Raw genomic sequence first — 12,561 nt, 5'->3', positions numbered from 1 at the left:
TCGCCAAAAGCCGGCAGCCGCAGCCGCGGGACTTACTTATCGGAAAGCAGCACCTGGGCACCGTTGCCGCGGCCCATCACAATGACTTTGCTGTTGGGCGAGGTGGCAATTTCCTTCTGGGCTTTGATGCTTTCGTACTGCAGCATCTGCTCGTTTAGCTGCGACGAGACGATGCGCTGGTAGTCGGCAATGCCCTGGGCTTCCACGCGCTTGCGTTCGGCTTCCTGCCGCTCTTTCTGCAGCACAAACTGCATTTTCTGCGCGTCTTGCTCCGCCCGAATCTTGCTTTCGATACTGCCTTTCACCGACTGCGGCAGCTGAATGTTGCGAATCAGGAGCTGCTGCAGTTCAAGCCCGTTGCGCTGGAAATCGGTCTGGATGGTGCTCAGAATGCGCGCCTGAAACTCGTTGCGCCGGGTAGAGTACAGCGCCACGGCGTCGTAGTACACGGCGTTGTCGCGGATGCGGGTGCGGGTGATGGGGCGCACGATTTTGTTCTGGTAGTCTTCGCCAATGCGGGTGAGAATCTGCGGGGTGCGCTCGGGAATCACGCGGTAGAGCACCGTCAGGTCGACCACCACTTCGAGGCCGTCGGCGGTGAGTACCCGAATGGCGTCGTCGCCCGATTTCTGGCCCTCGTCGTGCACCGTCGACATGGTGTAGTTTTGGGTGCGCGTGTCGAAGGTGGTGACGTTGACGAAGGGGTTGACCACGTTCAGGCCGCTGGTGAGGATGCGCGACTGCACCCGCCCAAAGAGCGTTTGCACGCCCACTTCGCCGGGCTCAATTTGCTTGACGACGGCCGTGGCCACACCCAGCACAAGCAGCAACAGCCCCGTAAACAACAGCCCACCGCGAAACCGAAAGGCAGCGGGAGAAATTTTGCCCGCGTTCAGCCCGAAAATGAGCAGTAGCAGGCCAATGAAAGCGAGGGTCATGGTGGGTAAATGTAAGGCGCAGGCTATGGCACCCGTGCTGGCAGAATCCGCCGAAAAGGTAGCGGTTGGGCGCGAATACAACCGGCGCCAGCCGGTTCGGCTACCAGCAATAAGAAAAGCTGCCCATTGGGGCAGCTTTTCAAGCTAATGGGAGCTTAATACCAGTTGATTAGCCCACCAGCCTGCCCAGGCCGATAGTCATGGCCACGGCAATGCCCAAGGCGTAGAGTGCCAGCGTGATGATCATGAGCACGCCGATGAACTTGTAGAACGATTTGTGATTGGCCAGCGCCTGGGTAAGCGCCTGCTGGTCGTTGTGCAGCAAAGCCGTGTTCATGCGGGAGCTGAAGCGCATGAGGTACAGGCAAGGGAAAAAGTAGAGCGCCGCAATCAGCACATAGAAAATGCCCATGAATCCCATGCCTTTCATTTGGCCCGGCATGCTGCTGGCAAACAACCCCACGCCCAGCCCCATCAGCACGATGAAACCCGTCATAACAAACCCCACAATGGCCAGAAAGCTGGTCCAGCGGCGGGTAGCCGACAAGTAATGCTGATCGGCCTGCGAAAGCGTCAGGCTGGTGGAAGAAGTGTAATCGTGTTCCATAGGAGGAAAAAGGGGGGAAGGAAAAATAACTCCTGCCAACTTAAGGAAAATCAATTACCGACTCCCGCCCGGGGCAAAATTACTCTTCGTCTTCGTCGTGGGCGGCGTCGAAATCGAGTGTGCTGATGAGTTCGGCCGCATCGTCGATGACATGAGACATGGCCGGCTCGGTGTCGGCCGACAGGGTTTCTTCGAACAGCTCCAGCAACTGGCCGCCTTCGTCGTTCACGTAGAGGTTGGTGTAGAGTTTCTCGAACCGCTGCGCGTCTTTGGTGATGATGGCGTCGATTTCGTCGGTTGACCGGGCCTGGAGCGCCCGCTGCAGCACCAGCAACACCTGGTGGCTGTCGTCGGGGCCGCCGAGGTCCGACAAGGCTTTGAGCAAACTCATGGCCACCAGCAGACGCACGCGCTCGAAGCGGAACGGCTGCTCGGCGGGCTGGGCCGCCTCAAATTCGTCGTAGGCGGAATAGGCAGCAGGCGTGAGCAGTTCGGTGTTGTTGGGACCGAAGGTGAGTTGGAGCAGGCGGTCGAAGGTGAAGGCAGACATAGGGCAGGCAGATAAATCGGAGGAAGCCAAACGGCGGGTGTGCAAAGGTAGCGTTACCGCCCAGCCCGATTGTACGTAGGGAAACAACGCGCCCGCCGGCCTGGTAGGCGCGCGTTTCGGCTTCCTGTTTCCCCACTCACATTCTTTTGCAATGACTCACAAAACCAAGTGGCTGACGTTTGCGCCCAGCGGGCTGATGGTAATTGGCTTCGGCACGTGCCTGGTGCAATGGGCCACGGCCATGAAACAAAACGGCGCCCCTACGGGCCAATGGGTAGCGGCCGGTACCGTGGCCCTGGGCGTGTTCAATGCCGGTATGTGCCTGTTTGGGCGGGGCGTGGCCGAAAGCGTGCTGTATCAGCTGCGCGAAAAATCGACCGGAAAACCGCACCGCGCTGCCGACCGCCGCCTGACCATGCCGCTCGACTAGCCACGCCTACCGCTCTTCTTCGGCACGAGCCTCCTGCCGGCTGCTATTCTGCCGCTGTTGCTCGTCTTGCTGCAAATCGTCGAGTTCGATGTTGAGGGCATCCACCGAAATCTGGATTTCCCAAAGCGACATGCCCAGCGACACGAGCAAGCCCAGCAGGCTCGCGCCGAACACCAATTCGCCGGCGGAGCGCAGGCCCGCAAACAGCAAAAACATGCACAGCACGCAGCTAAACATGCTGCCGATGCCGACGGTCTGCATATTGCGCACGATGACGAGGCGCCGGCGCAGGTTCTGAATCTGGCGCATGTGATGCTCGCGGTGCGTTTCCACGTACTGGCTTTTGAGCGTGCGCACGCGGTTGGCCAGCGCCATGAAGCGGTTGGTGTAGGCCAGTAGCAATAGCGACAACGCCGGGAAGAGCAGGGCAGGAGTAGTTAGTGAAATGTCCATCGGGCGGAAGTAGTAGGAGGCGCCGGCCAATGCCGCGCCGCTCACGAGTATAAACAGCCGCCTGGGATATTGGGATTCGGCCGCGTGCCGGGTGTGCCGACTGCAATTTGGGCAGTAGTGGCGGCTGCCTCTTTTTTGCTTTCTTCACGCATGATAAAATGCCTTTCGCGCCTGTTACGCGTTGGTTTGGTGGCCAGCGCGCTGTGTAGTGTTACTGCCAGCGTTGCCCAACAGCCCACCGCGCCGCTCACGCCCGAGCAGTTTCTGGGCTACCCGCTCGGCAGCCGCTTCACGCCGCACGAGTCGCTGCTGCGCTACGTGGCCCACCTCGCGCAGCAAGCACCCGACCGCCTGCGCATTCAGCCCTACGGCAAAACCTACGAAGGCCGCCCGCTGGAAGTGGTGCAGGTAGCCTCAGCCCGCAACCTGCAGCGCCTCGACGACATCCGGCACCGCAACCTGCAGCTCACCGGCATCGAGAAAGGCAACGCCACCCCGTCGGCCGACCAACCGGCCGTGGTGTGGCTCAGCTACAACATCCACGGCAACGAGGCCGTGTCGAGCGAGGCCGTAATGCGCGTGCTCTACGACCTGAGCAACCCGCAAAACCAGGAGGCGCAGCAGTGGCTGGAGCGCGTGGTGCTGCTCATTGACCCCTGCGTGAACCCCGACGGCCACGAGCGGTACGTGCAGTGGTACGGCCAGAAAGCCGGTGCGCCCACCAACGCGTCACCCCTGAGTTGGGAGCACCGCGAAGCTTGGCCCGGCGGCCGTTACAACCACTATCTGTTCGACCTGAACCGCGACTGGGCCTGGCAAACGCAGCAGGAAAGCCGCCAGCGCGTGGCCCTCTACAACCAGTGGCTGCCGCAGGTGCACGCCGATTTCCACGAAATGAGCGTGGACGACCCCTACTATTTTTCGCCCGCCGCCAAGCCCTACCACGAAGACATTACCGCTTGGCAGCGTACGTTTCAGAATACCATCGGCGAATACAACCGCAAGGTGTTCGACCAGAACAACTGGCTCTACTTCACTCGCGAAACCTACGACCTGTTTTACCCCAGCTACGGCGACACCTGGCCCTCGTTCAACGGCGCCATCGGCATGACCTACGAGCAGGGCGGTTCGGGCCGGGCCGGCGTGCGCGTCACCAAGTCCGACGGCGACACGCTCACGCTCAGCCAACGCATTGCGCACCACCACGCCGCCAGCCTGGCCACCATTCGGGCCGCTGCCGACAACCAAACGCAGCTGCTGAAGGAGTTCGGCAAGTACTACACCGATGCCCGCACCAAGCCCCACGGTCGCTACAAAACCTTTGTGGTGAGTGGTGCCGCCGACCAGCTCCGTCCGCTCACGGAATACCTGCGCCAGCAGCAAATCGAGTTCGGCTACGCCGGCAAACAGCGCAAGCTGCGCGGCTATAACTACGCCACCGGCAAAGACGAGGCCCTGACCATCAAGTCCACCGACGTGGTGGTGAGCATGTACCAGCCCAAATCGACGCTGGTGAAGGTCTTGTTCGAGCCCAGCCCCGCGCTGGAGGATTCGCTGACCTACGACATTACCGCCTGGGCCTTGCCCTACGCCTACGGCCTGCAAGGCTACGCGCTAACGTCGCAGTTGCCGGCTGCCAATGCGCAGGTGCCAGACCGTTCTGCCGACCCTAAATTGGCAACCGCCAACGCGCAGTTGGCAACCGATAAGCCCTACGCCTACGTGGCCCGCTGGAATTCCCCGCGCGACGCCCGCCTGCTATCGGCGCTGCTGCAGCGGCGGATGCGGGTGCGCGTAGCCCAAAAGGCCTTCGAGGCCAGCAAGCAGCAGTTTCAGCCCGGCACGCTCGTCATTCCGCGCACCGGCAACGAGGCCCTTGGTCCGCGCTTCGACGCGCTGGTGCGGGCCCTGGCCGATTCGGTAGGAGCCGAGTTGACAGCTGTGCAAACCGGCTTCTCGACCACCGGCGCCGATATTGGCTCGGGCTACGTGCGCTCCGTAGGCCGGCCCAATGTGGCCGTAGTAGCCGGCAACGGCATTTCGCCCACGGCTTTTGGCGAAATCTGGCATTTCTTCGAGCAACAACTCGGCTACCCCATCAGCGTCATCGGCACCGATTACTTCGCCGCCGTGCCGCTGGGCAAGTTCGACGTGCTCATTCTGCCCGACGGCGACTACGGCGACCTGCTGACCGACAAGCAGCTGGAAAACGTGAAAACCTGGGTGCGCGGCGGTGGCCGCCTCATTGCCCTCGAAGGCGCCATGAGCTACCTGGCCGGCAAAAAAGACTTCGCCCTGAAAGTGAAGCCCGCCGACTCGGCCCGCGCTAAGAAAGCCGACCCCTACCGCCTGCTGCGCCGCTACGCCGACGCCGAGCGCGAAGCCCTCGGCGAGCGGGTGCAAGGCAGCGTTTACCGCGTGCAGCTCGACAACTCGCACCCCCTGGCTTTCGGCTACGGCAGCAGCTACTACGCCCTCGTGCGCGACCCACTCAACTATCAGTTTTTGGGCGAAGGCAGCTGGAACGTGGGCGTGCTGCGCAAAAACGAGTACACCGCCGGTTTCGCCGGTAGCCGCGCCCGCCGTAAGCTCTCCGATACTGTGGTGCTGGCCAACCAGGAAATGGGCCGCGGCCAGGTCATTTACCTTGCCGATAATCCCCTGTTCCGGGGTTTCTGGCAGGCCGGCAAGCTGCTCTTCACAAATGCGGTGTTTTTCGTGGGGCAGTAGCAGCCAACCGCAACGAAAAGCCCCGGCCGATTATACTCGGCCGGGGCTTTTTTGTGGGCAATAAAGCCTTGCTTAGTCTACAACGTCTTCGGCTTTGTTACCTACTTTCTTAACGCCCTTCTTCACGGCATGGCCGGTTTTCTGGGCACCGCGATGCACGGCGTGGCCAGTTTTCTTGCCAGCGTATTTCACGTCCTGGCCCGTGTTTTCAATTTTCTGGCCGGCTTTGGTGCGGCCCGTACGGGTGGTGGTTTCGGCTTTCACCGTGCCATTTTCGCGTACGTCTACTTCCGTTTTCTGAGTGGGCGTATTCTGGGCCAGGGCCGAAACGCTGGTCAGCGCCACAGCGGCCAGCAGCAGAGTTATCTTTTTCATGGTCGTATTCTGGGGTTGGAAACGAACCTTGTACGGATGCTCGACCGGAAAGATGCTGCGCGACTACGGCAGCAGCAGCGAACTGTCGCCGTAGCTCAGAAACCGGTAGCCGTTGGCCAGCGCGTGGTCGTACACCGTGCGCCAGTCAGGGCCCAGCAGGGCCGCCACCAGCAGCAGCAAGGTGCTTTCGGGCTGGTGGAAGTTGGTAATCAGCCCTTGCACCACCCGAAACCGGTAGCCCGGCGCAATGAGCAGCTGCGTGCTGGCCTGAATGGCATGGGAGCCGGTAGTGGTCAGGTGAGTCAGCAAAGCCTGCAAAGCGTCGGCGGTCGAAACCTCAGCGGCATCTTCTTGGTAGGGCTGCCACTGCTCTACGGCAGCTGGCAACGCACCGCTCAGGTGCAGCTCACGCCCCAGCCAATACAGGCTTTCGAGCGTGCGCAGGCTGGTGGTGCCCACCGCAATTACCGGCCGCGGCGCGTGCGCCAAAAGCTGCCGCAGCAGCCCGGCATCTACGCTGATGGGCTCGGCGTGCATGGCGTGGCCTTGCATCTGCTCGGCCTTCACCGGCTGAAAAGTGCCCGCGCCCACGTGCAAGGTCAACTGCGCCGTACCGATGCCGCGCTGGTGCAGCGCGGTCATGATGGCATCGGTGAAGTGCAGGCCGGCAGTAGGAGCCGCCACCGCACCTTCGTGCTGCGCATACACAGTTTGGTAGCGCACATCGTCGGCGTTGGTGGGCTGGCGGTTGAGGTAGGGCGGCAGCGGCAGCTTGCCCACGGCGCTAAGCACCTGCGCAAACGGCAGCTCGGCCGGCAGCCAGCTGAAGCGGATGAGCGCGCTGCCGTCTTCAATGGCGGCCCGCTCGGCAAACAGCTGTGCAGGCTGGCCGGTGGGCGTAACGAAATCGGTGGAAATGGCGCCGGTTTTCCAGCGTTTGCCGTTGCCCACCAGGCAGCGCCAGGTACAGCTTTCGGTTTGCTGCATGGCCTGCTCCAGCGCGCGGTGCGGGGCTACGGGCTCAAGGCAAAACAGCTCGATTTGCCCGCCGGTGGGTTTGTTCAAATGCAGGCGCGCCCGCACCACTTTGGTGTTGTTGAACACCAGCAGCGCATCAGCTGGCAGCTCAGCCGGCAGGTCGCGGAACGTGCGGTCGGTAAGCTCACCAGCCCGGCAAACGAGCAGGCGGGAGGCGTCGCGGTCGGGGAGGGGCTCGGGCGCAATGCGCTCGGCGGGCAGGTCGTAGGTAAAGTCGCGGATGGCGAGCAGGCGAGGGTTGGCGGGCTGCATAAGCCGCAAAGGTAAGGCCCGCTGCTGGCTGCTGCGCGGGTTGCTACGGGCGCCGGAAAATGAGCATGTGCTGCTGGGGCAGCGCGGTGCGGTTTTCCACGAACTGCAAACCCACGGCCTCCACCTCCCGGCGGGCCTGTTCCTCGCTCATGCGGTGAATGCGCTTGATGGGCACGTTGGGGTCTTCGGCGCGGTACTCGATGAGGGCCAGCCGGCCGCCGGGGCGCAGCGCGTTGCGAATGGCGCGCATCATCTCGCGGGGGTGGTCAAACTCGTGGTACGCGTCCACAATCAGCACCACGTCCACGCCGCTATTGGGCAGATTGGGGTTTTCCACGGTGCCCAGCACGGGCTCCACGTTGTAGGCTTGCTTCTTGGCTTTGTTGCGCTGCAGCTCGGCAATCATTTCGGGCTGAATATCCACGGCCAGCACTTTGCCACGCGGCACCAGCGGACTGATGCGGAACGTAAAATAGCCCGTGCCCGCCCCGATATCGGCTACCACGTCGGTGGGCTTGAGCTGCAGTTCGCGCAACAAAATGGCCGTGCCTTCCTGCTCGTCGCGGCCGGGACGCTCCAGCCAGTCGGCGCCCTCGTGGCCCATCACGTGGGCAATTTGCCGGCCCTGATAGTAGCGACCAATGCCGTTGGGGTCCTGCGGGGCGCGGCGCTGGTAGCCGGCCGTGTCGGGAATGATGTCGGCGCGGCGCTGCACGCTGGCAGCAGCGGTGCTTTCGAGCGGCGGCTGCGCACAGGCAGCCAGCAGTAAAACCATCAGCAAGCCCGGCAAGGCTTCGCGCAGAACTAATCGGAACAGAATCGGCATACGTGCGTGCAAAGAAAAGCGCAACCGATTAACAACGCGCAACCCCGCGACGTTCGCTCAACCGCTTAACTGCTTCTACGCTTTGGAAATGCCGCCGTTGGCCTGCCCTCAGGAATCGATAAGCTGCAATATTTATTCAGCCATTTCTATTTTGGGCCCGTAATACTTGCACTTTCGCACTTTCACCAACTCCTACCCCTTATGAAGCACGTTGCCAAACTGCTCAACAAACTCGCAGGTGCTGCGGTAATTGCCGCGGCGCTGTCGGGCTGCGGCCGCAGCGAGTACGCAATGCTGCCCAAGACCAGCCCCTACCACGGCGATGTTCACCGCTCGGTAGCTGTGCAGCAGCCCGCTCAGGCCCCCGCCGAAACGCCCGCTCCGGTAGCAGCCGAAGCGCCCGTAGCCACGGCTCCAGCCGCTCCGGTGGCGGCCGCTACACCCGCTACCGCCAGCACGGCATCCGCCGCCAAAGTGGAAGCGCCCGCACCCGCCCGGAAGCTGAACGTGGTGCAAAAGCTGGCCCTCAACAACGTGCTGAAAAAAGCCGACAAGCTGGCTGCTAAAGCGCAAATCCGCCAGCACCACAACGCGGCATCGGCTTCGGATGCGCAAGCCCTGAACCACTACGTGAAGCTGGGCCTGATTCTGCTGATTGCCGGCGTACTGCTGGGCATCTTCGGCGGCGTGATTGGCCTGCTGGGCTACATCTTGGCCATCATCGGCGTGGTGCTCCTGATTCTGGGCCTGCTCGAAGAAGTATAGGCACAGACGCTTTACAGGCAACAAAAAACCCGGTCAGCAATGACCGGGTTTTTTGTTGCCTGTAAAGCAAGATTACTTCTACAGTGTCGTTTCGTAGCTGCCGCCTTTGGGCTGCAAGCTGCCGGTCAGGATTTTCACCAGGTCGATGATAACCAGCACCAGCAGTACGATGGCCGGCACAATCAGGAAGCTGGTAACTGCCAGGGCAATGTAGAGCAGGCCGCGGCCCGTGTAGCCGAGGTAGAAGCGGTGCACGCCTAGGCCGCCCAGGAAGAAGCAGAGCAGCGCGGCCACCAGTTGGCTTTTGCCACCAGCCAGCGGCGAAGCCGGGTTGGCTTTCTTGGCGGCTTTGTGCATGGCCTTCAGCGTAGCCTTGGCTTCTTTGATTTCGGCTTTGGTGGGAGCCGCCTTGGTTTCGGCAGCCGCTACCGTTTTGGCAGCTTGGGCGTGGGCCGCGTAGGTGCGGGCCGTGTGCTTCACCGCAGCAGGCTTGGTAGCCGAGGCCGTCAGCTCGGGCGTAGCAACTGCTACGGGAGCCTCGGCAGCTGCTGTTTCCGTTACGGGAGCAGCTGTGGTAGCAGCCGTGTAGGTAGCGCCGTACGGAGCTTTGTTCTGGAACGTGTAGCTCTCTTTGCTGCACGAGGCGAGGGACACTACCACCAGCGCGGTGGTCAGGAGGGAGGAGATTTTGCCCATATGGGTAAAAGGGTAAGAGGTAGGAAAAGTGAAGAGATGAGTAGGAGTAAGGCGGCAATGGGAATGAATTTTCCCGGAATTGGGTGGCAATATAGGACGATTTCTAGCGCGCCAAACATTCGGTACAATAAAGTTTTGGCCACATAATCGGGTGATAACGCCAATTGGCGCAACCTGAAATGGATTTGCCTCGTTAAAAGCGCCCAAAACGCAACGCCCCGACTCGCGCTAAGCAGCAGCAAGTCGGGGCGTTGCGTTTGGAATAGGAGGAATTACATCGGGTCGACGTCGACGGCAATGCGGGCGCCTTTGAAGTCTTTCGCGGCTTTAATCAGGTTGATGCTTTCCAGAATCTGGGCCTTGGCGTGCTTGAGCACGGTATGCTCGCGGCTGAGCTTGATGGTGATTTCCTGCAGGTAGAAGTTGCGGATGCGGAAGATGTACGGCGCCTCAGGGCCCAACACGGCTTCGCGGCCAAGCCGCTCCACCAGTTCCTGCACCAGCGAAATAGCCGTTTCCTGCGCGCCGCGCTCCTCCACGTGCTTCACCGTAATTTTGATGACGCGCGCAAACGGTGGGTACAGATGCTCGCGCCGCTGCTCCAGCTCGTACTCGTAGAACTGCACGTAGTCGTTGCGCATCACCTTGTCGAAGATGGGCTGCTGCGGGTCGCCGGTCTGGATGATGACCTTGCCCTTCTTGCCCTTGCGCCCGGCCCGGCCGCTCACCTGCACAAACATTTGGTAGGCGCGCTCGTGGGCCCGGAAATCGGGGTAGTGGATGATGCTGTCGGCGTTGATGATGCCCACCAAACTCACGTTGCCGAAGTCGAGGCCCTTGGTCACCATTTGCGTACCCACCAGCACGTTGGTGCGCTGCTGCTCAAAGTCGCTGATGATTTGCTGGTAGGCGTTTTTGGCGCGGGTGGTGTCGAGGTCCATGCGCTGCACCATGGCTTGGGGCAGCATAATCTTGAGGTCGTCTTCGATGCGCTCGGTGCCGAAACCCATCATGCGCAGCGCCATCGAGCCGCAGGCCGGGCACTCGCGCGGCATCTGGTCGTGGTGGCCGCAGTAGTGGCAGCGCAACTCGTGGGCGTGCTTGTGGTAGCTCAGGCTCACGGCGCAGCTCTTGCACTTGGGTATCCAGCCGCAGTCGAGGCAGGTAATGAAGGGCGAGTAGCCGCGGCGGTTCTGAAACAGAATCACCTGCTCTTTCTGCTCCAGCCGGCCCTCAATGGCGGCGGTCAGCTCGGGCGTGAAGTTGTGCGTGGGCCGCTTCGGCTGCCCGTTGGCACCCGGCGACTGGTTACGGCGGGTGTCAATCAGTTCGATGTCGGGCAAACCGGCTTCGCCGAAGCGCTTGGTGAGCGTGACGAGCCCCCAGCGGCCGGCGCGGCATTGGTAGTAGGTTTCGACCGAGGGCGTGGCCGAGCCGAGCAGAATTTTGGCGCCCTGGAAGGTGCCCATCATCAGGGCCACCTCGCGGGCGTTGTAGCGCGGGGCGGGGTCGTACTGCTTGTAGCTCGATTCGTGCTCCTCGTCGACCACGATGAGCGAGAGGTTGTCGAAGGGCAGAAACACGGCCGAGCGCACGCCCACCACCACTTGAAAGCGGCCCGACAGCACGCCGTTCCACACTTCCACCCGCTCGTTGTCGGAGAACTTGCTGTGGTACACGCCTAGCCGCGTACCGAATACGCGCATCAGACGGGTTACAATCTGGGCCGTAAGGGCAATTTCAGGCAGCAGATACAGCACTTGCCCGCCGCCTTCCAGCGCGTTCTTGATCAGGTCGATATAGATTTCCGTCTTGCCCGATCCCGTTACGCCGTGCAGCAGCACAATATCCTTCTGCTGAAAGTGGTCGAGCACCTCGTTGCGGGCCGTCAGCTGGCCTTCACTCAGCGCAAACGGCATTTGCTGCTTGGGGTCGTCATCCATCGGGAAGCGCGACACAATCTGGTCGAATTGCTCGAGCACGCCGTTTTTGATGAGCGTGTTCACCGCCGAGGGCGACAGGTGCGGGCTGCTCGTCAGCGCCGCTTTTTCCAGGCCACGGTGGTTGAGGTGCTCGTTCTGGTACACCGGCACGCGCTGTATGTAGCGCATCAGCACGTCGAGCTGCTTGGCCTTGGCGGCCAATTGCTCGAACAAACTCTCCAGCGCCGCCTCGCTCACGAAATGGTGGGCCAAGCGCACTTTCTTCACCACCTTGGGCGTGAACTTGTCGGCAATGTGCTCGAAGAGAAAGATGACGTCTTTCTGCATCAGGCTCTTAATCACCTTGTGAAACGAGCTGATGCCGAGCACTTCGCCCACCTCCGAAAACGTCAGCGCCTTGCCTTCTTCGGTGCTGAGCGCGTCCACAATTTTCTCTTCCTGCTCGCTCAGCGGGTAGGGGTGCTCGTCGCGCTTGTAGGCCGGGTGCAGCTGCACCCTGGATTCCGAGCTGAGCTTGAGCGCCGACGGCAAGGCCGCGTTTATTACCTCGCCCAGCGTGCAGAGGTAGTACTCGGCAATCCAGCGAAACAGCTTCAGCTGCGGCTGCGTGACAACCGGCGCATCGTCGATGAACTCCAAGATATACTTCGCTTGGTAATCCTTGGGCGCGGTTTCGTGCACAGCGGCTACGATGCAGCTCAGCGTCTTTTTGGCCCCGAACTGCACCAGCACCCGCCCGCCAACCACTACCTGGTCGTTGAGCTCGTAGGGCACGCGGTAGGTGTAGAGCTTGGGCAGCGGCAGGGGCAGCACTACGTCGGCAAACAACGTAACGCGGTCGGCTGCGGCCGGGGTGGGCTCGGAGTCGGGAAGGATGAATAGCTGGGTCTGCGACACGGATTCGGGGGCGGCGAACTACAAAGGTAACCCGCGCGGGGGTGGGATGGAAGCACAACCG

At 61.6% G+C, this 12,561-nt stretch carries 12 protein-coding genes; 3 read left to right on the top strand and 9 right to left on the bottom strand.

Annotated features, from left to right (window positions below; genetic code table 11):
• Window positions 1–32 precede the first annotated feature (32 nt).
• The 3 genes from F0P96_RS05440 to F0P96_RS05430 form a co-directional block, all read right to left on the bottom strand.
• Window positions 33–938 carry a prohibitin family protein gene (locus tag F0P96_RS05440; protein ID WP_151077808.1) on the bottom strand — a complete coding sequence of 302 codons (906 nt, stop codon included), beginning with the start codon at window positions 936–938 and terminating at the stop codon, window positions 33–35.
• 169 nt (window positions 939–1,107) lie between these two features.
• Complete coding sequence (locus F0P96_RS05435; protein ID WP_151077807.1) at window positions 1,108–1,545, bottom strand: DUF5362 family protein; 438 nt, start codon at window positions 1,543–1,545, stop codon at window positions 1,108–1,110.
• A gap of 79 nt (window positions 1,546–1,624) precedes the next feature.
• Window positions 1,625–2,095 carry a hypothetical protein gene (locus F0P96_RS05430; protein WP_151077806.1) on the bottom strand — a complete coding sequence of 157 codons (471 nt, stop codon included), beginning with the start codon at window positions 2,093–2,095 and terminating at the stop codon, window positions 1,625–1,627.
• Between the two features lie 151 nt (window positions 2,096–2,246).
• On the opposite strand from F0P96_RS05430, the gene F0P96_RS05425 reads away from it, so the two are divergent.
• Window positions 2,247–2,525, top strand: a complete 279-nt coding sequence (locus tag F0P96_RS05425; RefSeq protein WP_151077805.1) for a hypothetical protein — start codon at window positions 2,247–2,249, stop codon at window positions 2,523–2,525.
• Window positions 2,526–2,531: 6 nt separating this feature from the next.
• On the opposite strand, the gene F0P96_RS05420 is transcribed toward F0P96_RS05425, so the two are convergent.
• Window positions 2,532–2,978 (bottom strand): DUF2721 domain-containing protein, encoded by a 447-nt coding sequence (locus F0P96_RS05420; protein ID WP_151077804.1) that lies wholly within the window; start codon window positions 2,976–2,978, stop codon window positions 2,532–2,534.
• Window positions 2,979–3,128: 150 nt separating this feature from the next.
• Here F0P96_RS05420 and F0P96_RS05415 point away from each other — a divergent pair, with 150 nt between their 5' ends.
• Window positions 3,129–5,708: a M14 family metallopeptidase gene (locus F0P96_RS05415; RefSeq protein ID WP_151077803.1), complete on the top strand. Its 2,580-nt coding sequence runs from the start codon at window positions 3,129–3,131 to the stop codon at window positions 5,706–5,708.
• Between the two features lie 72 nt (window positions 5,709–5,780).
• On the opposite strand, the gene F0P96_RS05410 is transcribed toward F0P96_RS05415, so the two are convergent.
• The 3 genes from F0P96_RS05410 to F0P96_RS05400 all read right to left on the bottom strand — a co-directional run bounded on the left by F0P96_RS05410 (window position 5,781) and on the right by F0P96_RS05400 (window position 8,199).
• Window positions 5,781–6,083, bottom strand: coding sequence for a hypothetical protein (locus tag F0P96_RS05410; RefSeq protein WP_151077802.1), 303 nt, complete (start codon window positions 6,081–6,083; stop codon window positions 5,781–5,783).
• A gap of 63 nt (window positions 6,084–6,146) precedes the next feature.
• A complete protein-coding gene (locus tag F0P96_RS05405; RefSeq protein ID WP_151077801.1) occupies window positions 6,147–7,373 on the bottom strand; it encodes an S-adenosylmethionine:tRNA ribosyltransferase-isomerase in 1,227 nt (408 codons plus the stop codon).
• A 43-nt stretch (window positions 7,374–7,416) separates the two neighbouring features.
• A complete protein-coding gene (locus F0P96_RS05400) occupies window positions 7,417–8,199 on the bottom strand; it encodes a class I SAM-dependent methyltransferase (RefSeq protein ID WP_235917395.1) in 783 nt (260 codons plus the stop codon).
• Between the two features lie 201 nt (window positions 8,200–8,400).
• Between F0P96_RS05400 and F0P96_RS21130 the strand changes: the two genes are divergently transcribed.
• Entirely contained in the window at window positions 8,401–8,964 is a 564-nt protein-coding gene (locus F0P96_RS21130) for a hypothetical protein (protein WP_201743863.1), read from the top strand.
• Between the two features lie 78 nt (window positions 8,965–9,042).
• Here F0P96_RS21130 and F0P96_RS21180 read toward each other — a convergent pair whose 3' ends face one another.
• Together F0P96_RS21180 and priA are read right to left on the bottom strand one after the other, a co-directional pair.
• Window positions 9,043–9,660: a TM2 domain-containing protein gene (locus F0P96_RS21180; RefSeq protein ID WP_151077800.1), complete on the bottom strand. Its 618-nt coding sequence runs from the start codon at window positions 9,658–9,660 to the stop codon at window positions 9,043–9,045.
• Window positions 9,661–9,932: 272 nt separating this feature from the next.
• Window positions 9,933–12,500: a replication restart helicase PriA gene (priA, locus tag F0P96_RS05385; RefSeq protein ID WP_201743864.1), complete on the bottom strand. Its 2,568-nt coding sequence runs from the start codon at window positions 12,498–12,500 to the stop codon at window positions 9,933–9,935.
• Window positions 12,501–12,561 lie beyond the last annotated feature (61 nt).

This window comes from Hymenobacter busanensis (assembly GCF_008727865.1).
Taxonomy (GTDB): domain Bacteria; phylum Bacteroidota; class Bacteroidia; order Cytophagales; family Hymenobacteraceae; genus Solirubrum; species Solirubrum busanense.
The sequence above is the reverse complement of the archived record's forward strand: the minus strand, read 5'-3'. Positions and strand labels throughout refer to the sequence as shown.

Bases quoted from the DNA above. Each gene is read 5' to 3' on its own strand.
- F0P96_RS05410 (WP_151077802.1), bottom strand. From the start codon at position 6,083: ATGAAAAAGATAACTCTGCTGCTGGCCGCTGTGGCGCTGACCAGCGTT.
- F0P96_RS05440 (WP_151077808.1), bottom strand. From the start codon at position 938: ATGACCCTCGCTTTCATTGGCCTGCTACTGCTCATTTTCGGGCTGAAC.
- F0P96_RS05400 (WP_235917395.1), bottom strand. From the start codon at position 8,199: ATGCCGATTCTGTTCCGATTAGTTCTGCGCGAAGCCTTGCCGGGCTTG.
- F0P96_RS05425 (WP_151077805.1), top strand. From the start codon at position 2,247: ATGACTCACAAAACCAAGTGGCTGACGTTTGCGCCCAGCGGGCTGATG.
- F0P96_RS05435 (WP_151077807.1), bottom strand. From the start codon at position 1,545: ATGGAACACGATTACACTTCTTCCACCAGCCTGACGCTTTCGCAGGCC.
- F0P96_RS21180 (WP_151077800.1), bottom strand. From the start codon at position 9,660: ATGGGCAAAATCTCCTCCCTCCTGACCACCGCGCTGGTGGTAGTGTCC.
- F0P96_RS05420 (WP_151077804.1), bottom strand. From the start codon at position 2,978: ATGGACATTTCACTAACTACTCCTGCCCTGCTCTTCCCGGCGTTGTCG.
- F0P96_RS05430 (WP_151077806.1), bottom strand. From the start codon at position 2,095: ATGTCTGCCTTCACCTTCGACCGCCTGCTCCAACTCACCTTCGGTCCC.
- F0P96_RS05415 (WP_151077803.1), top strand. From the start codon at position 3,129: ATGATAAAATGCCTTTCGCGCCTGTTACGCGTTGGTTTGGTGGCCAGC.
- F0P96_RS21130 (WP_201743863.1), top strand. From the start codon at position 8,401: ATGAAGCACGTTGCCAAACTGCTCAACAAACTCGCAGGTGCTGCGGTA.
- F0P96_RS05405 (WP_151077801.1), bottom strand. From the start codon at position 7,373: ATGCAGCCCGCCAACCCTCGCCTGCTCGCCATCCGCGACTTTACCTAC.